The sequence below is a fragment of the Tannerella sp. genome (assembly GCF_030528505.1).
Classification (GTDB): domain Bacteria; phylum Bacteroidota; class Bacteroidia; order Bacteroidales; family Tannerellaceae; genus Tannerella.
The window spans coordinates 1-24,098 of the sequence record NZ_JAUMYS010000003.1; the positions used below are offsets into that span (position 1 = coordinate 1).

The window sequence follows — 24,098 nt, forward strand, 5'->3', positions numbered from 1 at the left end:
ACCCGCGACCCCCTGCGTGACAGGCAGGTATTCTAACCAGCTGAACTACCACACCAATATGTTGCATTGAGTTCTCAATTGCGATGCAAAGGTAATACTTTTTTTTAAACACACAAATACTTTCAAAAAAAATATGGGTAATATTTTTCTAATAGAGGAGACATTTTTTTGTGCGGTACCCCAAATTGTTTCTTTATACTGATGTAATATGATGTTTATTGGTTTGTAAATTAGATTTTTTCCTTGATTGTTCATCTTCAACTTCACTTTGCCGATGGAAGATGACTTTTCCATACGAATGTCCGGTCGATTCGATTGTTCATACAGAAGGTAACATAAAAAGAACGGAATACACAGGATAAAGTAAGACACATCGATGGATGATTCTTGAATCAGAGAGGTATAGACCGATGTGCTGAGGGCGTGATACATAAAATGAAGCATAATCGTTATAAACAAAATGACTCCGCTGTAGAAAAAGACATCCGCATTTTGCTTGCAAAACAGAAACATAAAACAGGAACAAATAATTGCAGTCACTACCCATCCGAACGGCATCAAAAAAGACGATTGAATGATGAATGGATTCATCTGCAGAAAATCATCCCGGAATCCCATCACAAAAGGTAAAAATGTAGAGATAAAAACGAGGACTGATATCGCTCCGATCTTTATTGCCGATTGAAGGGACAGCTGCCCTGTTCTGATGGTATGCAGAAAAAAGATGATATAGCAGAGTGCAAATACGTTTCGGGTAGACAAAAGCAAACCGATTATTCCTCCGATAAATAATTGATTTTTCAGAGACGTATAATTCTTAATTCTGAAAAATAAGATTAGCGAACATGCTATAAGGACGGCATTCAGAAAGATATTGCTTCTTACCAGTACTTCCCAAAGATAAAAAGGAGAAGTGGTTATTAACAGTTTGAATAAGAAAGGATAAGGAGACACTATTTTCATGTATTTGGTTAATCCGTAAAAAACAACGATTCCTGCAAGCGAAAGAAATCCCAATTCTCCGACGAGATAAAAAGGAAGAGCCAAGATAAAATAAAAAGGCATTGGGCCCGGATAATTCCCCAGATGAGACTGGGCATAATATACGTACTGATCGCTGAAATAATTATTCCAAAAAGAGGTGATTACGCTCCATCGATCTACATTCAATGACTCTACAGGTATTTTGTCCCAGACAAGGATACATCCGACACAAAAGAAAACGAGCCATAAAATACCGATAAACGTATTTTTCCGACGGATAAACCGGAGGAGTTCTTTCCCTTTATAGAACAGAAGTGTATGGAATATACATAGAATGGCAACCATCCATACATAGTAGCTCGTATATCTCGAAAAATACTTAACTGCAAAAAGTATGTTGATCAAGGAAAAAATCACGAAGCTGATATGCTTTTTGGTTGAGTAATTTTTAATTGGATGTATCATGTTTTCAATCTATGCGCTAAACAAGGATTATCTTCCATTTTGTCCTCTTCTGTCAAAACTGAATTTTTGTAATACTACCCCAATGGTAACGTCCCATCATTAACATTTCGCCTGATGGATACGATTCCTTACTTTGCCAAAATAATCATTTTCTTTGCCAATGTGGCTTCGGTCGAGTTGCCCGAACGGATCACGGCGCGATAGAGATAGATTCCCGGACGGAGGCGTGTACCGTTGCTGCTCGTTAAATCCCACGTTACGGTGTAGGCTTTGGACAAGTCGGACGAACCGATCTCCTCATGTTTCCAGTATAGGCGTCCGCTCAAATCGTACACGTAGATGGTTGCGTCGATCTTCGATTCGGGGCGATTATGGTAGAGGTAGAACGTTACCTTTTCGCGTGCGGGCACGGGGCCGGCCGTCAGTCCGGAAAGGAACGGTTTCAGGCCTTTAACGACGTTGAACGTAAAAGTTTTCGTCGTCGAGTTGTTGAAGATGTCCCAGACTTTGAATTCGGCCGTATGCTTTCCTTCGGGCAGCGCGGGAATCGGAAATTTGATAATCCCTTCGCCCTCGCTGCCGGCCACATTCGTATAGTAGCTATTGAGGTTATAGCTGAGCAACGGATTGTTGTCGATTGTTAGCATGATATCGTGCCCGATACTGCTTCCGGTGATGTTGATTCCGCTCTTGTCCCATACCTTGGCCACAAACAGAGGCGTTTCGTTCGTGTCGTGTCCGTCTGTCCAGGTGCTGTCGTTCAGGTACAACATGCGGATTTCCGGCTTGACGGTATCTTTTTCGATTTGACCGGCCGTACCGCCCACCGTGTATTTGAGGAAGGCTCCGTTGGCTTCGAGGCCGTTCGTTTCGTCGTAGGCGTAAAGGCTCATTTTTCCGGGGCCATTCGTGTAGGAGATATCGGCAGGAACGATAAAGGAAAACGTGAACTTACCGTTTTCAACGATCGCGTTGCCTTTATAGATCGTATTCGGATAATCCTTATAAGTGAATTTGTTGCCTTTTCGGTTGTTATCGAGGGTCGTAATTTCTTGTTGGCTGTCGAGTACCACGGCTGTCATTTGGCCGTTGAAGTTCGTTAGGATGGCGCCGTCCGCACCAATCACTTCTCCGGTCACGGTTACCCGGTCTAACGCTTTAAAGTTGACGGATGTTTCGGAAACGGCTTTTCCATTGATTTCGGTCACATGCATTCCGTATTCCGGATAGGCGAGCGCAAGGGCCGGGTCGCCAATCAGGACGAAGCAGCGGTTGTAAAACACCGGATGTCCGTTTTTTGTTATTTTCATTATATCGCCTAATGTCATCCGGCGTCCCTTATTCTTCTTGAACAAGTTCGATACTAATAATTTATTAATTGTAAAATTAGGCTTATCGTATGCTACGCGAGAAGTGGTGATTAGTGCAATCCCACCGCTTTTTTCGGTCAGGAAGACATCTTCGCCGGCCGAGGTCGTCGTATGATCGAACGGTGTAAAATCGCACGAAGCGGTAATCCACAAGGGCAGATGCGGATAGGTGTATTGCCGGATCATGCTTTGCGTAATCACGTGCTCGTCGCTTAACGCCTCGGCATTGCCGTGCCCCGTATAGTTGATCAGCATCACCCCTTGGCGTTGCAGTTTTTGAATGTTCTTTTCCACATCGGGATATGACCCGCTGCTGCCCAGACTCGATTTTTTGAACGCATCGAAAAAGAGTTTATTCGTAATATATTCCGGATGATTGTCTTCTATCTTCTTTGCTAAATCATTGGAATCATCCATATGCTCTGTTTTATATTTATCAGTCGGATTTCCATCGTCGGCAATAAAGCAGAGCTGGTTTTTCCAACTGCCGTAAGCAGGGGTTTCGATATAACGAATCACTTTGTCTACGACGGCTTTTGCCTGATTGACGGTGCGTACCGGAAAACGCCCGATACCTAACTCGACATAACTTCCACCAATATCGCTTCCGCTGCCATCGCGTAAAAAACCGAAATAGTCGTCGGTAACATACGTTTCTTGGTGAGGCTTACCATAATCTCCTCCCAACGAATATTGTGTCTGGAATGTAAGCAGAAAGTTGCTCATATCGATCGATTTCCATGCCAAGGAGAGCTGGCGGTTATCGTGTGCTCCGTCGCCGAAAAGCAGCAGGTATTTCGGTGCATCGTCTTCCGACGTGCGTCGATCGTAAAACATTTTCATAAAACGGCGGATCGCCGTGGCATCGGGTGTGCCGCTTGAAAATTCGTTGTATACCTGCTCCGGAGTGACGACGGTTACACTGATGCTGTCGCGCTTACGGCGGTGGGCTGCGGCCAGTCGTTCGGCTTCGGCAACGAATGCCGGCGGCGCGAGAATCACCATATCCGTTTGCGGAAGGGCGTGCAGGTTTTGTGTTGTGACTTCACCGACCGTTTCGGGTTTGGGGAATGGTTTGGAGAGGTCGACAAGCACGAACTCGCGCAATGTCGTACGACTTGCCGGAATGGAAAACGACAGCTCGGATCCGTTGAGCGAGGCTTCCATTCGCGTCACCTTCACGCCGTCTGTCACGTCGAATACGGCCATATCTGACGTAGCGTTCCGAATGATGAACTGCGATGCTTCCTGCATCGACTGCACATCGCGAAAGAACGTATAAGCGCCGTAGGGCTGGAGTGTTCGCCGGGCTTGCAGGCGGATATAATCCAGAAAGCTCGGAGCGGAAGGTTTATTGTATGTTACGGTCACTTTCGGGTTTTCACTTTTGGTACCTTTCCATACGGCTATGTTCATAAAATCAAGAGCTTTCGTATATATCTTATTATTGTGAGGAATGATTCCGGTGAGCAATTGCTGCCCGTCGATGGAGAGCGTGACGGTTCCTTCTCCGGTAACCCCTGTATAGGCTACAAAACGGAGGGTGACCTTGCCGTCGTCGCCGGTGATACCCGGCATGGAGAAGGGGAAGTTTTGAGACAGTACGCTGGTGAAACTCTCGCCGAACAGTTCTCGGCCGGAGCCGGTTTGCCCTTCTTTTTGCAAGAATTCCCGATCAACTTCGTGGAGCAAGCGTTCGTCGAAAGTCGTTACGTTGCGTGAAGGACTGCCTTGAGATGGGGTTGTGCCCATGTTGTACGTTTCCGTTGCGTCGGTCACGAAATAGTATCCGTGCATCGCATACGGATTATTTTCGTGAACGAACACAGATTGGCGGCTGTCGTAGCTCCATTTCACCGGCCCGCGTCCGTAGAAGAGGATATAATCCGCTCCGCGATAAATGGCTGTTGCGGGGACATCATCTATATAGGGTTTAGAAAAATCTTCGTCAAGCATCCAGCCTCCGTAGCCATGTACCGATACTTTCGAGGGGTCGGAAAACCCCATGGCTCTCAGGTCTGAATGGGTCAGTTTATAGATGCCGTCGTCGTTGACGCGGATTTTCACCCATCTTCCTTTCGACAGGACGGAACTTGTTGCATACAGGCTTCGGTCTGCCCGTACAAGATTGCAAGCTAATAAAACGGCGCATAAAACAGCTATCGTTCGCCTCATATTTTTTTCTTCCTCTTTGTTTTTAACGTACATAAAAGTCGAGTACCTTCCGGTTCCCGAGGAAGCCTTCCAGATGGTCGCCGATCCGTACCGGTCCCACCCCGGCGGGGGTGCCCGTGTAGATCAGATCGCCCATGCGCAGGGTAAAAAAACGGCTCACATACGCTACGATCCGGTCGACCGGAAAAAGCATGCTGCATGTGTTGGCTTGCTGAACCGTCAGTCCGTTCTTGTCGAGTCGGAAAGCCAGTTGTTGAATGTCGCCCAGTGTGTTGAGAGGGACGAATTCACCGACTGCCGCCGAATGGTCGAAGGCTTTGCTAAGCTCCCACGGCAGCCCTTGGTCGCGCAATTCCCGTTGCCGGTCGCGTGCGGTAAAGTCGATACCTACCGTCACCTCGTCGTAATAGCGCGGAGCAAACCGTTCGTCGATGTTTTTACCCAGCCGGCAGATTTTTATGACGATTTCCGTCTCATAATGGATTTCGTCCGAAAAGTCGGGGATGAAGAACGGTTTCCCGTCTTTCAGCACCGAGTCGGCTTTCATAAAAATCACAGGCTCCGATAAATCTAACGAATGATGCAGCTCTTTATTGTGGGCGGCATAATTCATCCCGACGGCAAAAACTTTCATCTGTTCAAGGGTTAAGTGAGTTCAGGCGGTTGAACATCACCGCCAAATGAGCGTAAATCGAGGTGTTTTGTACGACGACGTTTTCCGGCACGCGGATTCGGAACGGCGTAAAATTCCACAAAGCGCGAATGCCTCCAGTCAGGATTCGGTCGGTCACTTGCTGTGCCACTTCGACGGGCACCGTGATGATGGCGATCGTCGCGTCGTATTCTTTCTGCTTGGTTTCAAAATCATCGATATGGAACACGGGAATACCGTCGATAGACGTACCGATTACATTAGGACGCACGTCGAAGCCCGCCACGATATCCATCCCGTATTGATTGAGTCCCGAGTCGCGCATCAGGGCAGCCCCTAACCGTCCGACTCCGAAGAGGAAGGCCTTATGTTGACGGGTAAAGCCGAGGAAGTTTTCGAGAATATCGATAAGCGCATCGATTTCGTAGCCGACACGGGTCTTTCCCGAAATGTTCACAAACGAGAGGTCTTTCGCTACCTGACTGGGATCGACGCCGATCTCCTTGCCGATCTGGGTCGATGATACGGATACTTCGCCACACCCTCTCAGCAGTTTAAGGAATGCGAGATACCACGGTAGTCTGCGTAAGGTCGGTTCCGGCACTCTTCCGGCATGTTTTTGTTCGTCGCCTGTCATCCCTGTTTGTACTCCCAATGGTTTTTAAGCGGGTTGGAGTACATTTCCAGCATCTTGGTACGCAGAAACGTTTCGTCCTTATCCGGAATATCGATTTTGTTCAGTTGCTGTTGAAGGTAGGCCTCGAAGCGCACTGGATCGCGCCTGTCGTAATGGTCGCGAAAGCGCATCGTTCGGTAGAGCATATCGTAAGCCACGTAGTTGCAGGGGTAAAAGCGGTAGTGGGCATAGATGTCGCGGTCGATGGCATGTGCGACCGCTGCAATCAGTTCATTGCGCCCCATGTTGCGGTCGAAATTTTTCAGTGTGCCGTTCAGCGGAGTACCGATGGTGAAATGTACGCGTCCTTTGTCTCCCAGAATGCCGGTTTCCATGTTCAGTAAGTCATCGCGTTTGCTTTTTACATAATCCGGATGATCCCGCTTTAATTGAAACTCCTGCGCTTTAAGGTAATCGCATGGGTCGTACTCGTACGAAATGGCGATGGGTACGATGTTCAGCGTCATGAGATTCGTCAGTAAATCATTGCTTTCGCCAGCCATGCAAAGCATCTTCAGGACACTACTCTGGGTGCGGTCGTCCGAGTCTTTGGCCCGTCCTTCACGTTGGGCGATCCAGATGGATTCTTTTGTGACTTCAAGGGTATGGCGGATATAGGCGGATAATTTCCGGCTGTCTTCGAGTACCTGACGCACCGGAACATTCCGTTTGACGATAAAGCTGTTGTTCAGACGTACGACGGTGTCGATCCACGGATGAATAAGCAAGTTGTCACCGATGGCGATTTGCGTCATGTCGTATCCGATTTCGTAGAGCAATCCGTTGAGGAAGGCCGCGTCGAGTACGATGTCGCGGTGATTGGAGATAAAGGTACACGGGATTTGTTGAGCCAGCCGGCTCCGTCCGGAGATGGTCAATGAAAAAGTGCTGAGTCGGGCTACATCCATCACGGCCTTATAGCCAATCGTAGACTTGAATTGCGCTTTCGTTTTGCACGATCGCATGGTGGCCACGAATGCCTCCCAGTCCAACTCCGGTTTGATGAAACGTAACGCACGCTGTAATCCTTCGGACGATGCCAGTTCTTCGATGGCTTGCTCTACCTCGTTGTCATTCAGCGGGCGTATGTCGTCAAAATTATACGAGTGTTCTTTTTTGTCCATGTTTTTTTTCCGAGATTCACCTAAGTAAACTTACAACTAAAATGCTACAACTATTGTTCAGATCACCTTTTTGTCATTTGCTTTAATTCGTTCTCGATGATTTCGGTCATCACGTCGGTCATGTTTAGTCCGGCAGCGCGTACTTGCTGCGGAATAAAGCTGGTAGACGTCATTCCGGGAGTCGTATTGATTTCGAGCACAACGGGTTTTCCGTCCGAGGGAATGATAAAATCCGCACGGATAATGCCTTTTGCTCCGACAAGGTCGTAGATTCGCAGGGTTTCCTTCTGGATCGAGTCTGTGATTTCGTCGGGGATGCGTGCGGGCGTGATCTCCTGCACTTCACCGTTGTATTTGGCTCCGTAATCGAAAAATTCGTTGTCTGTAACGACTTCGGTCAGCGGGAAAACGACTTCTTTTTCGGCTGTTTTATAGCATCCGCACGTCACCTCGATGCCCGGTACGAATCGTTCGATAATGACTTCGTCTCCTTCGCCGAAGGCCTCGCGAATAGCATCCTGCATCCGTCCGGGTTCTTTGACTTTCGTTGTGCCGAGGCTGCTTCCCCCGTCGTTCGGTTTTACAAAGACCGGCAGTCCGAGCTGTTCTACTATGGTTTCTGTCGGCAAGGTTTGTCCGCGGCGGATTCGAAGAGCTTGGGGCACCCTCACGCCTTGTCCTTTCAGAAATTGCGTACACGTATATTTGTTGAATGTCAATGCGCTGGCTAATGCTCCACACGAAGAGTAGGGGATTTGCAGCATGTCGAAATAGCCTTGCAGCCGTCCGTCTTCGCCGGGTGTGCCGTGTACCGTGATATAGGCAAAGTCGAAGTTCACGGTTTTACCGTTATGATTAAAACTAAAGTCGTTGCGGTCGATCGGCTGCATAGAGCCGTCGGGGAGTCTGACGCTCCATTCGTTGCGTGTCAAGAGTACGTGATATACGTCGTACGTTGTTTGATCGATGAATTGGTCCAGCCCTTGGGCGCTTCTGAGCGAAACGTCGTATTCACGGGAATAGCCTCCGGCCACGATGGCAATAATCTTCTTCATGTTCTACGATTCTTTCTTTATCCGTAAGTTGCGCTGTAAACTCTCCATTTCTCCGTCAATTGCCGCATATCGTCCGGAAGCTCAGCTTCGAAAAACATCTCTTTCCCTGTCGAAGGATGTATGAATCCGAGTGTTTGGGCATGCAGCGCCTGACGCGGGCAAACGGTGAAACAGTTTTGAATAAACTGCTTGTATCGCGAGAAGTGTTGTCCTTTCAATATCTGATCTCCGCCATAACGCGCGTCGTTGAAGACGGGATAACCGAGATGCTTCATGTGCACACGAATCTGGTGGGTGCGTCCTGTCTCGAGTCGACATTCGACTAAGCTGACGTAGCCCAGTCGTTCAAGCACGCGATAGTGCGTGACAGCGGGCTTGCCTTGCTCGCCATCGGGGAAGACGCACATCTTCAGCCGGTCGCGCACATCACGACCGATGTTCCCTTCGATGCGTCCTTCGTCCTCTTTCAGAATGCCCCATGTGAGAGCGACATATTTACGTTGGGTGGTCTTGTTGAAAAACTGTCGTCCGAGGTCGGTTTTGGCTTCCGGCTTTTTGGCGATGACCAACAGTCCGGAAGTATCTTTGTCGATCCGATGTACAAGTCCCAGTCGCGGATCGGAGGGGTCGTAGTGCGGATGATCTTTGAGATGAAAAGCCAGCGCATTTACAAGGGTGCCTGTATAGTTCCCGTGTCCGGGATGTACTACCAGCCCGGCGGGTTTATTAACGATGAGCAAGTCTTCGTCTTCGTAGACGATATCGAGCGGAATATTTTCCGGCACGATTTCCGTCTCATGGCGTGGATACGACATGACGATAGAGATGACATCCGAAGGTTTGACACGGTAGTTGCTTTTGACGGCTTGTCCGTCGATAAGGATACATCCGGCCTCGGCAGCTTGCTGGATGCGGTTACGGCTCGTATGCGGCAGACGGTCAGTCAGAAACTTGTCGATGCGGATCGGCGTCTGCTTTTTATCGGCCACAAAACGAAAATGTTCGTATGCCTGTGGTCCTTCGAACTCATCTTCGGGTTCAAAAAACGCATCTGCTTGTTCTTCGTCCGGTATTCCCCAATTGTCCATCTTAAAACCATTTTTCGTTTTCCGACGATGTTGTTGCCTCTTCCGTACGGGGACGCGGAGGCGTATCAATTGAATCGCCCGATGCGGCATCGGGAGCGGAGCCTCCATCACTGACTTTCAGTACGAGTTGAGCGGCCACGGGTATTCGTTCGCCGGGTTTCAGCGGATTACCTCGCAGTTCGACGCCGAGTGCCAAGTCGCGGTAACGTCCGGGCACGTACAAGATATCGATGGACGTAAATCCTTTCGATTGTAACAAGGCATAAGCTTGACGGAAAGAGAGATCGGTTATATCGGGTACGGGAGCTGTTTGAACTGTCCGGGCATTCAACGTCACGAAGATGATGCGTCCTTCTTTCACTTTCGAACCCGCACCGGGCACCATTTCGTAAATGGCTCCGGGTGGAACGTCCTTCGTATAGACAGAGTCAATTACGGTATAGCGCAAATCGTTGTTGTCGAAAAACGTGGCTGCCTCTTCAAGTTGCAATCCTTTTACATCCGGTACAACGATGGCTTGATTGTGAAGTGTATATCCCTTCAAGCTTTGCAGCGTGATGGCCGATAGAAGGCAAAGCACTCCCACAATTAAAAGCACATGCAAAACGATCGGCATGCGCATGAACTGTTCGCGTATGTTCTTGAAGCTTATCTGCATCTTGGCAGGCAAAAGTAGGCAAAAACGAGGATATGCACAAAAAAAGAAAGTAAAAGTTTCGTCTCGGAAACTTTTACCTTCTCTGGTCAATGCGTTTAAACGAATCGTTTATCAAAACTTCGGATATTCGTCCGAAACGGTCAGTCTTTTCCGTCCTTTAGCCCTACGCGAAGCCAATACACGGCGTCCGTTGGCTGTCGACATTCTCAGACGAAATCCATGCTTATTCTTTCTCTTACGGTTCGAAGGTTGAAATGTTCTTTTCATCTTATTATCTTGTTTTTAGTTATTATTGTCGTGAATCGGGCTGCAAAGATAAACGATTTTTTTTATCGAAGCAAATAGCCCAACGCTTTTTTTAAACAAGAGAATAGCGACGCACAGAGGTCATCTGGCTTTTAATGCCGCAGTTAGCCCATCTTTTATCTAGTTGTCTGCTGTTCTTTGTCCGATAGTCAAAGTCTGTCCGGATGTCTTGCAAAAATTTGAACATTCCGGAAAATCGCCTACCTTTGTGCGCTTGGAACAAAGAATATAACCATTTACTTTTCAGTTGAAAATAGATGATAAGAAGCATCATGATAAGAAGACCAAACAGACTGAGACAAGTCATGGCTACGATAGGCATAGGAATGTGTATCGCAACAAACGCAATCGCACAGATAAGCGAAGGAGGAACACCGCCGAGTTTTCGCTATCAGGCAACGTTGCGCAGTAAGGCCGCCGTGATGGAGATTCCCGTCACATTTAATGTGGAGGATATGAAGCAGGTCGATCGTTGGCAGGAGCGCGAAGGATTAGCGCCTTTATGTGTTTCAACACTGATTGAGGTCGCTCTGAATCCCGGAAACTCCGGGAAGTGGAGCCTTTTGCCCGATGGTCAGGAAATCTGGCAGTTGGAATTAAGGGCTAACGACGCAATTGCACTGATGCTCTATTATTCCGACTTTTACATTCCGGAAGGAGGGAAGCTCTTTCTCTATAACGCGGAAAAAAGCCAGGTGCTTGGCGCTTACACGTATGCGACGCATCCGTCGGGTGGGCGCTTTGCGACCGAATTTGTGGCGGGTGACGCCGTGACGCTGGAGTATGTCAAAGGGCCCGATGGTCAGATGCCTCGTATCGAGATTGAAGCGATCGGTTACGGTTATAATCATTTGTCCGTAACGGAGCAAGGAGGCGTGCAGCTACGGCGCGGACCGAAATCTTCCGGTCCCTGCGAAGTCAATATCAATTGCGAAGAGGGAGATGCATGGCAAAACCAAAAGAAAGGCGTCTGCCACACGGTGCAACGCATCGGTACGAAAAGCTATATCTGTACCGGCTCGTTGGTCAATAATACGGCACAAGACTTGAAGCCTTATGTCTTGACGGCCATGCACTGCTCTACCGAAAAAAACACGGTGGCCTCCGATGAAGATTTGGAACAGTGGGTCTTTTATTTTCATATGGAGCAGAGCGGTTGCAGCACGAGTTCGCCTGCTGTCGGGGCGAAAACGTTGACCGGCTGCAAACGTATGGCATACACGCTTACCAACGGACAGTCCGATGGCTTGCTGTTACTCCTCAATACCCCGGTGCCGAAGGATTATAACGTATATTACAACGGTTGGGATCGGCGCAGTCAGGCTCCACAGTCCGGCGTCTGCATCCATCATCCGAAAGGAGATTATAAAAAGATTTCGACGTATAACAAACCGGCTACGCACAATACATTCCTCTCGAACAACGGTCTCAAAGGCGATACGCATGCACACTGGAACGTGACCTTTATTAAGACGCCCAACGGGCATGGCGTGACGGAAGACGGGTCGTCCGGATCGCCGCTGTTTAACACGAATAAACTGATTGTCGGGACACTGACGGGCGGAAGTTCAACGTGTGCCAAGCCGGATGGCTTGAACCTGTACGGCAAGATGAGCTATCATTGGAATAAGTACATGGATCAGCCGCATGCTCATATGGATCAGTTCTTAGACCCGAGAAAAACCGGTGTCGAAGTGCTGGAGGGACGTTATCACACGTTGCTGATGCCGCCTTCGAATCTTCGCTCGACGTATCAGACCGGAACGGTCGCACTGGCATGGGACGCTCCCGCGTCGGGTATCCCTCAAGGGTACCGTGTCTATCGGAACAACACAAAGATCGAGGAGACAAAGGCTCGCTCATACATCGATCGATCGCCGCCGGCCGGAACCGTGACGTATGCCGTGACGGCAGTTTATGCCAATGGCAATGAGTCTTCATCGATCACCTCTTCTCTGGCTCTGACCGAATATAAGGCGCCGGAGCATGTGAAGGTTACACGTACGGCGTCCGGAAAAGCGGCTGTCGTGTGGGATATGCCCGTATACGAACAAACGATTTATTGGGGTGGAGAAAACTCGAAATATGAGGTGAATATGAATAAGGAAGGCGAGACGAAGCCTTTCTATTTCGGACAGGCATGGACGAAGGACGAAATCATGCCGCTGCATCTGAAAACGATTACGGCTGTGAAGTTTATTCCGATTCAGAATAACACGTATGAAATCTATATTGTGCAGGGAGACCGCAGCTATCGACAGAAAATCGTTGACGTAACGTATCGCAGGACGAACACCATCAAGCTGACGACTCCTTTCGTTATTAACGGCGTACAACCGTTGACTGTCGCAATTTACGTATCGGAGCTGTCAGCCAGCAGTACGAATTATCCTGCCGTATGCGATCAAGGCCCGGCTATCGACGGGAAAGGAGATATCTACTCATACGACGGTAAGACTTGGAAAACGCTGCATAGCGGCCCTGATGCACATAATTTTAATTTCAACTTTTTTATCGCTGCCGTCGTCAGCTCCAAGAGTGGCAATTTGCCTTCTACATACGCATCCGAAGCTTCAACGCTACCATTGCTTTCGGCTTCGGCTTCGGAGGCGGTTCTCATCCGCAAAGCACAAGTTGCAGAGCCTCTTTCTGATACGGTTTCGATGCGTAGCTTACAGCCGTATGCTTTCCCTCAGGTCACCGGCTACCATATCTACCGTGATAAGGTGAAGATCGCCACAGTATCGGCGGCGCCTACCCGTTATATCGATCCGAAGACTCATGTCAAACCGGTGTATTATCAGGTTTCGGCATTGTACGGAAATGCGGAGAGCGTATGGAGTGAGGCTGTGGAATTTATACCGATGAGCAATGTGCCGGGTGCCGAAGAAGTGACGATTTATCCTACGGTGTTCACCGAACAGTTACACTTGAAAGGTGCCGAAAGGGTGAAGCGTATCGAATTTTATACCGTCGACGGCCGGCTTCGTTTGCAGGCAGATCGTCCCGGCGAGATACTCGATACGCATACGCTTCCTTCGGGGATGTATCTGATACGCATTTATATGATCGACGGGCACACCGAAGTGGTCCGCGGTATCAGAAAGTAAATTTATTCGCCAAGCGGAGCGAAGTAACGGAACCGGTAGCCGGGCATCCGATCCGGATGGAAGATGGCAATCAACTCGGCCAGTAGGTAGTCGGGGTGTATCGGCACTTGTTCGTAGTAAAGCGAAGAGTTTGTGTTGCATCCGTAAACATGGCGTTCGCGGAAAGCGTCGAACCGATTGTAAGGACTGTATTCGGATTGCAAATCGGCGTAGGTCATGTCCGTGGGCTTATTGTAATGGATCAGCCAGTAATCGGCATGGATTGCACGGTCGAGTACGGTTTCGAATGAAAGCGGAGAACTACCGGTGCCGGGCAGGTCGCGAAAGAGGTAATCGGCGCCGGCATCGCGAAAGATATGCGCCATGTAGCTCTCTCCGGCCGGGACATGCCACGGTGTGCCGAACTTCATGCCGGTCAACAACGTCGGACGGTGGGTAACATCTTGAGCCAGCGATTTTATGCGCAGGTAGTTTGTCTCCGTTTCACGGAACAAAGAATCGGCACGTGCCGAGTGTCCGGTCAGCAGTCCGAGGAACTTGAGCCATTCTGCCCGTCCGAGCGGGTCGGCTTCCATATAATCAGCACATTCGACAATGGGAATCCCGATCTTTTCGACCGGCCCGTAACTACCGTTCTGAAAAGGAGAAGCAAGTACCACTTCCGTACCGATTTCGACCATCTTTTCGATATTGGGTGATGTCGCTTCGCCGAGGTCGGTGATTGTCCCGCTTTGCAGACCGTCTCGAACGGCCGGCACATCGATATAGCGTGACTCGCACACGCCGGCAATACGGTCTGAAGCCCCCAGCTCATCGATGATAGCGCAATGTACGGAGGTGTAAATAACCATATTCTTTACCGGCACACGGATGATTGTTCCTTGAGGAAGTCCGTCGGGTTGCTGAGCGTCGCGGGGTATAAGCAGGTAGCGTTGCAGCAGACGGCCTTCGTTCCACGGGTCACGTACTTCGACTTTCGTATACCCGTCGTAGGCCGTTACGGTATACCCCGCGGCATATCTTATTGAATCGGCTGAAGGTGCTATTTCTTTTCCGGTTGCCGAAGAAGAGCTCTGCCCCACGTTACAGCCGGACGTGAGGCAGAGGAATAACCATAATAGGCAGAAGCAAATGCGTATCATTGGTTCTATAAAGTGTTCAACGTTGAACTATACAAGATTTTTACCAATTCGGAATAGTTCTTCTATACATAAGTTTTTTTCCTACGTATATCTGAAAAGTTACAGCCGATTCATGAGATCTGGGATGAAAAACACAAAATGTATTATCTAGATGTATAACATCCACGTTCCCAGTAATTTCCCAAAAGTATTTGGCGCTTGGATCTGGATTTATTATTTGGGCTATGAATGTCTGACTATTGTAACGAACAAAATACACATCGAGTATTTTAGGATCGGGCAACTTTGGATATGGTGTCCCATTCTCATAAATTCTCAATGATCCATTTGAGAATATCCCTGGAGAGAGAGGTATAGCTTGGAACTTCCACCTTGTACGGTTCCCTTTCTCTCTGTTATTTTCCCAATAATGAATGTGTTCGCTCGTTATGTTACTGTTGTTCGCAGCGCGAATAATTCTAACTGTTGATGTAGTGGTATTTTCTATACATCCATCACTACAAGAAATATCAACTTCACAAAAACCACCTCTCCGATAGATCAAATTAGTTATAGTAATCACTTTATCTTTTCCATAGACAATACGAGATACCGCATGATTATCGTTAAATGCGATTGTAGTCAGTAGTTTACCTAACTTTCCTGCTCTTAGATTAGGGATACTGTCATATGATGTAACCCCTATGACGGGGTTTGTCATCTCATATGATGTGGTAACCTCTATAACAGAGTTTGTCACTTTTTTAAAGTATTTATCATATGATGTGCTCAACTCAAGATACCCTGTTTTAGAGAGTTCTTCTTGTATGGAGCTATTCATCTTATCAATTTCTGCTCTATATCTATTTTCACTTTCCTCGGAAACACTCCTTACTTCTCTGAGTATATGCTCTGGAATATCGCTTAAGTGCCTAGAAGTAGGTGGCATATTCAAGTAAAAGTTCAGATTTAATGTATCTATTTCGAGAAAATGAGACAAAATATCTCTATCTTTTTCATAATTCTTCACCTTGATAGTATTGTCCTCTGATTCTGAGCAAGAAAAAAGAATACCTAATACTATAAGCATTAGAGGCCATACAATGTTTAATTTAAATCTTTCCATAATTCTATCTTTTTATTCATGTTAGTAGTATTAATTAAAGAATACGGCATGGTTCGGATTGATACCGCCCGATTCAAACTGCTCAATAAATTTGCCGTTACGGTCGAAGCGATAGATCGTGCCGTTTTCGGTAAAGCTCGATGTACCGATATAGATATCGCCGTTATTCGGGTTCACTTCCATCATGTAAACACTCGTTTTCCCTAGTTTCTCCGGCATATTGGTCAGGAAATTCGTTTTGTTCAGCGTACCCGTCTTTACATTATAAGTGGAGAATGTATTGGTTGTTTTATAAGGTTGGGTACTCCAATCCGTATCGCCGTAGACCATATAAATAATTCCATTGTGTTCGCAAAGATGCGTGGCGTTTGCAATCGTTGTAACCATTCCTTTGGCTACATCGACTTTCTGTACGGGATAGCTATAATCAGGACCATAGCCCTGAACAAAAATTTGTCCTTCGGATTCAAGTACTCTTTGAGGATTCTTGGCTACGATAATAGTTTTCGATACGGCGAACGCTTTTTTGTCGATAACGGTCATCGTAGAATCTTTACCGTGACCGGAGTTAACGGCGTAAATCCAGTCGTTATCCTCAGCAATTCCTTCGGGGTTTTTTCCGACTTCAACATACCCTTCTATATCGAGTGTTGTCGCATCGATTTTAGCGACCTTTCCACTGTAAAGCGTCACGTAAATTTTTCCGTTGTCCGCTACTAACTGGCGCGGAGCACCGTCGCTTTTGGAAAAGGCTACACGCTTTTCCTCAACACCTGCGGAATTGAGCTTCAGTAATACCTGAGAACGATAGACGGATACATACATGTGATTCTTATAAACAATCAAATCCTGTCCCGTATCGCCGAGTCCTTTTTTGTTCTGTTTCATAAAAATATCGGACACGAAATCGGCATCTTTATTCGGCGCGTAAAAAGCCAGACCGGCATTGTTTAGTTTGTCTATTCCTTCATTCAGGATAAATACACGTGTTTTGGGGAGAGTCAAAGTCGATCCGGTGTCGATTAAGGGATCGTCTTCGTCGTTATCACACGAGGTAAACGAAAGGCCGATGGCCAACATACAGCATACGCTGAATAATAAACTTCTGATTTTTAAATTTCTTTTTTCCATTCTTTTTTCTTTATTTAGGGGGTTCATAAAAATGTTCGGTTACAGTTTGATTGAAACCGTTGCCCTGAATGATCGTCCGGGCATCGGATAATATTTAATGATGTCGTACTGTTCGTCGGTCAAGTTTACGCATTCGGCCTGCACCCGAACTTCACACGAGCGCATCTGGAAAAGGCGGGAGACGGCGAGCGTGTGTTCCGCATATCCGTCGATACGGTTTACGGGGATATTTTGTTTCAGGTAATACCGTTTGCCGACGGCTACGAGCGTGTAGGCAACATTTGCCCACGGTGTTTCGACGGTCACGGCTCCACTGCCCGAATGACGTGGCGTATAAGGTATCTGCTGGTTATAATTCTTTGCCTCCGGGTCCGTTCGGTCGATGGCGCGCTGATACGTGTAGCTCGCGTTCGCGGCAAGCCGGATCTTGTCGGTGACGGGAGCACCGGCCGACGCGTTGACGTCTAATCCCGTGATTTTAACGTTGCCGAAGTTCGCCATCTTCCATACGTAGGTGGAAGGGAAAGCGACGATTTTATCACGTACTTCGTTGTAATAGCCGTCGACGGTCAGGCTGAGATGGTCGAGAAAAGGCAGGGACGGCGTTGCGCTCCATGTAAGTCCGACGTTGTATTCGTCGGCGAGTTCGGGGCGAAGGCCCGTATTTCCGAGTCGCAGGTAGTACAAGTCGTTGAATGTAGGCACACGGAAGGTCTTTTTATACAAGGCACGAATGTAGAAATGATGCGTGGCGAACGGTTGGTAGCTGAGCGACAGCGAAGGAGTCAACTTTTTGCGGTCGTCCGGACGGTTTCCACGCTTCACCTCTTCGGTGACGAACGTATAAAGCAGTTTCCCGTTCACGGTCAGCGCTCCCGTACGGAAGTACGCACGCAGAGCCGTCAGTGAAGTGTAGCGCACAGGCGAAGGACTTTCGTTGATGTTATTGTTCAGCGTATTGATCGCTCCATCCTGTGCCAAAGAGAATCGGAGATGGTCCGTGGCATTGAACTGTGCCGTAGCCGAGGCGTAATATTCGTTCTGCGTATTCAAATCGATCTGTTTTCCGTTTTCATATTTAACATCCGTATCTTCGTATTTGTTCCAGGAGTAGGTGTATTTAAGTTGTGCCTGCATTGACCATTGGTCGGAGAAAAGGTTTTTGTACGAGGCCTGTGTAAAAAAGTTTTCGTCCCACAGCCGTTCGCGGTTATCATTGTTATAGAGGATCACTCCTCCGGGCAGACCGCGTTCGGAATTAAAGTAATAAGCCTTCACATTCAGATTGGAGGTGTTGCTGATGGTATGGAAAACGTTCGCTTCGCTGTGCCATGCGACGATATCGGAATTATATCGTTTCTCACGCGTTCTTAAGGCTCCGTTCTTAAGGATGAACGGATAGGTACCGTCTGCTCTCAGGAAATGACCGTCTAAGGAAACGATGGTCTGCTTGCTCGCTTGGAAAGCGGCCCGTAGAAACGGATGAATTTGACCGAATGAGCCGGTGCGCACGTTGGCTTGCAGACTGTATTTCCGTTTGCCGATAAACCGGGGTGTCTCGGTACGGATGCTTAAGACGGCAGCCGAGGCTGCCATGCGTGCCGAACGGAGCAGCTCTTCCTCCTGTCCGACCGAGAGCGAAAGCATCGAAACGTTATCGAGCGAAAAACGCCCGATATCGATTTGCCCGGCCTGACAGTTGCTGACGGCTACCTCGTCGTAGCTGATGGCAGTATGATGTGCGCCAAGACTACGAACCGATACCGTTTTCATTCCGCCGATGCCGCCGTAGTCGCGTACGGTAGTACCGGCAAAACGCCGCACCGCATCGGCCATATTCTGTAAACCGAGTGTTCGGATCTTTTCTCCGCTGATGGCCTGTACCGGAACGGTAGCCGTTAATTGTCGGGGCATACGATGAGCCGTCACCATCACCTCGTCGATTTTTCGTTCCAGCATCGTGTCACGCTCCTGAGCGCCTGCCGTGACGAAAAACCATACGAACATGAAGGCGATAGCCTGTATCTTTCTACTTTTCCCGTCGATATACATACGCAAACTGTCTTATGTCAGGCGTTTTGACCCGAAACGCCTGAAAGTCTGATTCCGGCAGGTTTTCCGGCTCGTTCCTCCTTGGGTCGGCTGCCTTCCCGGTTCATAGCGAACCAGTGGCGGATAGATGTGCCGAGGCGTTAAGAACTTACGGCTACGGGTACAGCTCCGGTTTTTCACCGGATTCCCTTTTACTAACCGGATGCGAAAGCATCGCGTTTACACCGGAATCAGATGCAAAGGTATCATAAAATCGAGAATTATATACAAAACGAATAAAAATAAAGTAGGAAGAAGAAAGCTATGGGAGTGAAATCCGATACGCATCGAAAAAAATCCGATAGGCATCGGATCCGAAACCGATGCCTATCGGAATGTCGTCGGTACGGTATCCTGAAAATCGAACGTAGCCGAATGATCGTTCGAAGATGGAATAAGAAAAATAATCTTTTGAAGTCTGAAGCGTACTTCTCTGCTTGAAAGCATTTCTGTACGAAAAGAGGGGTCTAATGTACGATTTTATCCCCTCCGCATGCTTTTCGACTTCTACATTTGCCCCGCAAATCATGCTAAAGTTTTAAGAACACATTAATAAAGATACCTCATGAAAAGAAACAGTTTTTTGATTTCGGCGCTTTGTCTTCTCGGTCTTTTCGGTTGCAGCCCGAAAGAAACGTCGCGGAATACGGATACATGCCCGGAAGAAGATCCGCTCTCGTCAGTCGTACAAACGGCCGTACAACAAATCGGATTTCAGGTACGGTTGATCGAAGAATCCGGACGGATTCTCAATCCCAGAACCGTTCATAACGGAAAAGTGCAATATATTCCCAAAGACGATTGGACGAGCGGTTTCTTTCCCGGAACCCTGTTTTATTTATACGATCTGACCGGAAACGAAGAATGGAAGGAGGCAGGAATAAAATATACGGAAGACCTCGATTCGGTGAAATATCTCACATGGCATCATGACGTAGGTTTTATGATCAATTGCAGTTTCGGCAACGCGTTACGGGTCACCGGCAATGACGCTTATAAAGAGGTGCTGGTCAAAGCGGCCCAATCGTTGGCCACAAGGTTTCGTCCGGCGGCAGGCGTGATTCAGAGCTGGGATGAAGACCGGGGCTGGCAAGGTCGGCGCGGTTGGATGTGCCCGGTCATCATCGATAATATGATGAACCTCGAATTGCTTTTTAAGGCTACGGAACTGTCCGGCGATTCGACCTATCATAACATAGCGGTGTCGCATGCCGATGTAACGATGAACAATCATTTCAGAGCAGACGGAAGCTGTTATCATGTAGTAGACTACGACAAGAAGCAAGGAGGCGTGCGCGGCAAATATACCGCACAGGGATACGCCGACGAGTCGTCGTGGGCACGCGGTCAGGCTTGGGCCATTTACGGTTATGCCATTTGTTACCGTTATACGAAAGACCCGCGTTACCTTGATATGGCCGATAGAATCTATCGTTTTATCTTCCAACATAAGAACTTGCCCGAAGATTATATTCCTTACTGGGACTACGATGCTCCTCGTATCCCTAACGAGCCGCGTGACGCATCGGCAGCCGCCATCACGGCTTCGGCACTTTACGAACTGGCATCGTTCGGAAAAACGGAGTACAGGGAAACAGCCGACAAAATTATTCGTTCTTTGTCAAGCGATTCTTACCAAGCCATCGTGGGGACGAACGGAAACTTCCTGCTGATGCACTCGGTCGGGAGCATCCCGCACGACAATGAAATCGATGTCCCCTTGAATTACGCCGATTATTATTTTCTGGAGGCGCTGACAAGAAAAACGAAAATGAATTAAGATATATCAATACCTTATTATTACAAAACATTCAAATGAATCATGAAGAAAACAGTTAACGATTTTTGGAAAAGATGTATCCTTACATGTATCGGGCTTTTACCCATGTATGTTTTCGCACAGAGCGGACTTACCGTGCGTGGCTCGGTTTCCGATATACGGAAGGACCCTGTCATCGGTGCGACGATTATCGTCAAAGGCAATACGGCGCATGGAACGATAACCGATATGGACGGTCAATACGAATTGAAAGATGTACCGTCCGACGCTACACTGGTATTTAGCTACATCGGTACGAAGACACAGGAAATTGCGGTGAGCGGTCGAACGAGCATCGATGTTATCCTGTTGGAGGATGATAAGTTGCTCGACGAAGTGGTTGTCGTAGGTTATGGCACGCAGAAGAAAGTCAACTTGACGGGATCGGTTGCTTCGATCAATATGAACGAGCTGACCGAAAGCCGTCCGATTACAAACACCTCTCATGCGCTGGCCGGTATGGTAGCCGGGGTATCGATACGTTCCGGAAAAAATCAGCCGGGCGATGACAACGCCAGCATTTTAGTACGCGGACAAGGAACGCTCAACTCCTCGGCACCGCTGATCATTATCGACGGAGTGGAAGCGGGTATCAACACCGTCAACCCGCAGGATATCGAAACCATGTCGGTGCTGAAAGATGCCGCTTCGGCATCGATCTACGGATCACGGGCGGCCAACGGCGTCGTATTGATCACAACCAAGCAAGGAAAGGAAGGGGTTGTGAAGATCGATTACAACGGGTATGTTTCGTCCGAGTCGATCCGCAAAACCCTGACGCCCGTCTCGAATTACGCGGACTATATGGAACTGATTAACGAAGGTTGGAAGAATTCGGGTAAACCGCGTATCTTCTCCGACGAGTCGATTAAAGCATGGCGCGACAATGCGGGACGTGACCCGCTGAAATATCCGAATACAGACTGGGTAGACGAAACATTTCGTCCGTCTGTCTCTACCAATCATACTTTGTCTGTAAGCGGTGGATCTAAGAATATCCGCTATTATGGCTCCTTCGGCTATCTGGATAATCCGGGGGTGATGGAAAACACCGGTTATACCCGTTACAACGCGCGTTTGAATCTGGATGCCAATCTTAAACCTTGGCTGAAAATAGGCGCTCAACTGAGTGGGTATGTCTCGGATATGGAGCCGGCGGCAGGTTCCGTTGTTCAGGATGTCTTTACGTACACCTCCGCTACGACGCCGGGTATGGTATTCCGTGCGCCCGACGGTCGTTACGGAGCGATGAATAATCTCGAAGATGCTTCGCAGTCGGCGAATAACAATCCGCTCCGGAGACTGAACTCGATTGCAGGTCATACGCGGAAGAATAATCTGCGTTCGCGCTTCTTCGGTGAGTTCGCACCGTTCAAGGGCTTTACCATTACCGGATCATACTCGTACGAATTCGTCGATACGCAAGGCGAAAATAAACCCGTATTCCACGACGGCTGGAACTTTGCAGACAATACGGTTACGCTTCCGGGCAAAGGAAAAACAAGTATTTTCAATCGGAACGACAAAATCGAACGTTTCTTTAATGATGTGGTGGCGCGGTACGAAACGAATCTGGCAGACAACCGGCTTGGATTGAAAGTGATGCTGGGAGCAAGTCAGGAATTGTACCGGAACAGGAAGTTTTCCGTTCGCCGCTTCAATCAGATCGACCCGAGCCTTGACGTGCTCGACGGCGCCATCGGTGAATCGTCTTCGTCGGGTACGCGTACCGAATGGGCGATGCACTCGCACTTCGGCAGGGTGAATGTCGACTGGGATAACAAATACCTGCTGGAAGTGAACCTGCGCAGCGACGCTTCGTCACGTTTTGCCAAAAATAAACGTCGGGGATACTTCCCTTCCGTTTCGGGGGCATGGCGAATTGATCAGGAGGCTTTTATGGCACCTCTGACGGAAAAAGGCTTGTCGAACCTGAAGTTGCGTGCTTCATACGGTTCACTCGGAAATAATGCGGTGGGCAATTACGATGCCATAGCTGCTTATTCCAATATTATGAACAAAGGGAAGAAAAATGAATACAAGTTCGGTTATGTGCTCGACAATGCGGCGGTGATTGCGTTAGCACAAACTTCGATTGCCAACTTTGATCTCTCATGGGAATCGACCTACGTGACCGACTTCGGAATCGATTTCGGTTTGGCCGGCAATCGGTTAACGGGTACGATCGATTATTTCGATAAAAAGACGAAAAATATTCTGATCAATTTGCCGGCACCGGCAGTACACGGAACGGCTTCCATTCCGAAACAGAACAGCGCGCAGGTAACGAACAGAGGTATCGAGATCACACTCGGATGGCGTGACCGGATCGGAGACTTCTCTTATTCGGCCGAAGTGAATTTTACGCATGTTACGAATAATGTGGATAAGTTTAAAGGAAAAGAGTATTCGCTTTCGGGTACGAATATGATCAAAGAAGGCTTGCCCATCAATTCGCAGTATATGCTTCGGGTAGACCGGATTATCCAGACGGATGCAGACCTGGCCATTGTACAGAAAATGATCGATGAAGCGCCGGTAGTCAATGGAAAAAAAGTGAACCCGTTCGCTTCGTTCGGCCGGCCGGAAAAAGGCGATCTCCTGTATCGGGACATCAATCAGGATGGGGTAATCGACGAGAATGACCGTACGATCGTTAGCGACGGGCCTAACCCGAAATATTTCTTCGGGCTGAATCTCGGAGCCTCCTACAAAGGGATCGACTTTTCCATGCTGTTGCAGGGACAGGCTGGTGTGAAAGTGTACTGGCAGCATTCGCCTTACAACACACCAACGGTACGTACCGGCTATCAGCTCAACAAAGCCGTAACCGACGGACGCTGGTACGAAGGTCGTACGGACGCTACTTATCCGCGTTTGCTCGACTACTCCGACCGACGCAATATCATTGCCAGCGATTTTTATCTTGAAGATAAAGCGTTCCTGAAAATACGTAATATCCAACTCGGGTACACGCTCCCTAAATCACTGACACAGAAAGTACGCATCGAACGCATACGTCTCTATGGCAGTTTGGAGAATTTTTTTACATTTACCGATTACCGGGGATTCGATCCGGAAGTGTCCGGTCTGGACTATCCTTCGATGAAGCAAGCTGTAGCCGGTATTAATCTTTCATTTTAATCC

Annotated in this window: 15 protein-coding genes and 1 riboswitch; of the genes, 3 read left to right on the forward strand and 12 right to left on the reverse strand. The window is 48.2% G+C overall.

Features of this window, described 5'->3' with window-relative positions; genetic code table 11:
- Positions 1-1,577: 1,577 nt before the first annotated feature.
- The 8 genes from porU to rpmH all read right to left on the reverse strand — a co-directional run bounded on the left by porU (position 1,578) and on the right by rpmH (position 10,514).
- Positions 1,578-4,994, reverse strand: coding sequence for a type IX secretion system sortase PorU (gene porU / locus Q4A89_RS00890; RefSeq protein ID WP_303183011.1), 3,417 nt, complete (start codon positions 4,992-4,994; stop codon positions 1,578-1,580).
- A gap of 22 nt (positions 4,995-5,016) precedes the next feature.
- A complete protein-coding gene (locus tag Q4A89_RS00895; RefSeq protein WP_303183013.1) occupies positions 5,017-5,628 on the reverse strand; it encodes a fumarylacetoacetate hydrolase family protein in 612 nt (203 codons plus the stop codon).
- Between the two features lie 4 nt (positions 5,629-5,632).
- A complete protein-coding gene (locus tag Q4A89_RS00900) occupies positions 5,633-6,283 on the reverse strand; it encodes a redox-sensing transcriptional repressor Rex (protein WP_303183081.1) in 651 nt (216 codons plus the stop codon).
- Positions 6,280-7,446, reverse strand: a complete 1,167-nt coding sequence (locus Q4A89_RS00905; RefSeq protein ID WP_303183014.1) for a 1-acyl-sn-glycerol-3-phosphate acyltransferase — start codon at positions 7,444-7,446, stop codon at positions 6,280-6,282. The genes Q4A89_RS00900 and Q4A89_RS00905 overlap by 4 nt, the downstream gene beginning before the upstream one ends.
- A 62-nt stretch (positions 7,447-7,508) precedes the next feature.
- Positions 7,509-8,501: a D-alanine--D-alanine ligase gene (locus Q4A89_RS00910; RefSeq protein WP_303183016.1), complete on the reverse strand. Its 993-nt coding sequence runs from the start codon at positions 8,499-8,501 to the stop codon at positions 7,509-7,511.
- 17 nt (positions 8,502-8,518) lie between these two features.
- Positions 8,519-9,589 (reverse strand): RluA family pseudouridine synthase, encoded by a 1,071-nt coding sequence (locus Q4A89_RS00915; RefSeq protein WP_303183017.1) that lies wholly within the window; start codon positions 9,587-9,589, stop codon positions 8,519-8,521.
- Between the two features lies 1 nt (position 9,590).
- Positions 9,591-10,247: a PASTA domain-containing protein gene (locus tag Q4A89_RS00920; protein WP_303183019.1), complete on the reverse strand. Its 657-nt coding sequence runs from the start codon at positions 10,245-10,247 to the stop codon at positions 9,591-9,593.
- Positions 10,248-10,358: 111 nt separating this feature from the next.
- Positions 10,359-10,514, reverse strand: a complete 156-nt coding sequence (gene rpmH / locus Q4A89_RS00925; RefSeq protein ID WP_014226357.1) for a 50S ribosomal protein L34 — start codon at positions 10,512-10,514, stop codon at positions 10,359-10,361.
- A 311-nt stretch (positions 10,515-10,825) separates the two neighbouring features.
- On the opposite strand from rpmH, the gene Q4A89_RS00930 reads away from it, so the two are divergent.
- Positions 10,826-13,663 (forward strand): T9SS type A sorting domain-containing protein, encoded by a 2,838-nt coding sequence (locus Q4A89_RS00930; RefSeq protein ID WP_303183022.1) that lies wholly within the window; start codon positions 10,826-10,828, stop codon positions 13,661-13,663.
- A gap of 2 nt (positions 13,664-13,665) precedes the next feature.
- On the opposite strand, the gene Q4A89_RS00935 is transcribed toward Q4A89_RS00930, so the two are convergent.
- The 4 genes from Q4A89_RS00935 to Q4A89_RS00950 are packed head-to-tail and all read right to left on the reverse strand — an operon-like array spanning position 13,666 to position 19,093.
- The gene (locus tag Q4A89_RS00935) at positions 13,666-14,805 is read right to left on the reverse strand and encodes an ABC transporter substrate-binding protein (RefSeq protein WP_303183023.1); all 1,140 of its coding nucleotides are present in this window, start codon (positions 14,803-14,805) and stop codon (positions 13,666-13,668) included.
- A gap of 40 nt (positions 14,806-14,845) precedes the next feature.
- Positions 14,846-15,910: a hypothetical protein gene (locus Q4A89_RS00940; RefSeq protein ID WP_303183025.1), complete on the reverse strand. Its 1,065-nt coding sequence runs from the start codon at positions 15,908-15,910 to the stop codon at positions 14,846-14,848.
- A 30-nt stretch (positions 15,911-15,940) separates the two neighbouring features.
- Positions 15,941-17,041 (reverse strand): YncE family protein, encoded by a 1,101-nt coding sequence (locus Q4A89_RS00945; RefSeq protein WP_303183026.1) that lies wholly within the window; start codon positions 17,039-17,041, stop codon positions 15,941-15,943.
- A 39-nt stretch (positions 17,042-17,080) separates the two neighbouring features.
- Complete coding sequence (locus Q4A89_RS00950) at positions 17,081-19,093, reverse strand: TonB-dependent receptor plug domain-containing protein (protein ID WP_303183027.1); 2,013 nt, start codon at positions 19,091-19,093, stop codon at positions 17,081-17,083.
- 38 nt (positions 19,094-19,131) lie between these two features.
- Positions 19,132-19,337: riboswitch (cobalamin riboswitch) on the reverse strand.
- Between the two features lie 360 nt (positions 19,338-19,697).
- On the opposite strand from Q4A89_RS00950, the gene Q4A89_RS00955 reads away from it, so the two are divergent.
- Positions 19,698-20,912 (forward strand): glycoside hydrolase family 88 protein, encoded by a 1,215-nt coding sequence (locus Q4A89_RS00955; RefSeq protein ID WP_303183028.1) that lies wholly within the window; start codon positions 19,698-19,700, stop codon positions 20,910-20,912.
- A 105-nt stretch (positions 20,913-21,017) separates the two neighbouring features.
- Positions 21,018-24,095, forward strand: coding sequence for a TonB-dependent receptor (locus tag Q4A89_RS00960; RefSeq protein ID WP_303183083.1), 3,078 nt, complete (start codon positions 21,018-21,020; stop codon positions 24,093-24,095).
- The last annotated feature ends 3 nt before the right edge of the window (positions 24,096-24,098 follow it).

Coding starts and splice junctions, on each gene's coding strand:
- Q4A89_RS00935 (WP_303183023.1), bottom strand. CDS start 14,805: ATGATACGCATTTGCTTCTGCCTATTATGGTTATTCCTCTGCCTCACG.
- Q4A89_RS00950 (WP_303183027.1), bottom strand. CDS start 19,093: ATGTATATCGACGGGAAAAGTAGAAAGATACAGGCTATCGCCTTCATG.
- porU (WP_303183011.1), bottom strand. CDS start 4,994: ATGAGGCGAACGATAGCTGTTTTATGCGCCGTTTTATTAGCTTGCAAT.
- Q4A89_RS00960 (WP_303183083.1), top strand. CDS start 21,018: ATGTATGTTTTCGCACAGAGCGGACTTACCGTGCGTGGCTCGGTTTCC.
- Q4A89_RS00910 (WP_303183016.1), bottom strand. CDS start 8,501: ATGAAGAAGATTATTGCCATCGTGGCCGGAGGCTATTCCCGTGAATAC.
- Q4A89_RS00905 (WP_303183014.1), bottom strand. CDS start 7,446: ATGGACAAAAAAGAACACTCGTATAATTTTGACGACATACGCCCGCTG.
- Q4A89_RS00940 (WP_303183025.1), bottom strand. CDS start 15,910: ATGGAAAGATTTAAATTAAACATTGTATGGCCTCTAATGCTTATAGTA.
- Q4A89_RS00920 (WP_303183019.1), bottom strand. CDS start 10,247: ATGCAGATAAGCTTCAAGAACATACGCGAACAGTTCATGCGCATGCCG.
- Q4A89_RS00945 (WP_303183026.1), bottom strand. CDS start 17,041: ATGGAAAAAAGAAATTTAAAAATCAGAAGTTTATTATTCAGCGTATGC.
- Q4A89_RS00930 (WP_303183022.1), top strand. CDS start 10,826: ATGATAAGAAGACCAAACAGACTGAGACAAGTCATGGCTACGATAGGC.
- Q4A89_RS00900 (WP_303183081.1), bottom strand. CDS start 6,283: ATGACAGGCGACGAACAAAAACATGCCGGAAGAGTGCCGGAACCGACC.
- Q4A89_RS00915 (WP_303183017.1), bottom strand. CDS start 9,589: ATGGACAATTGGGGAATACCGGACGAAGAACAAGCAGATGCGTTTTTT.
- rpmH (WP_014226357.1), bottom strand. CDS start 10,514: ATGAAAAGAACATTTCAACCTTCGAACCGTAAGAGAAAGAATAAGCAT.
- Q4A89_RS00895 (WP_303183013.1), bottom strand. CDS start 5,628: ATGAAAGTTTTTGCCGTCGGGATGAATTATGCCGCCCACAATAAAGAG.
- Q4A89_RS00955 (WP_303183028.1), top strand. CDS start 19,698: ATGAAAAGAAACAGTTTTTTGATTTCGGCGCTTTGTCTTCTCGGTCTT.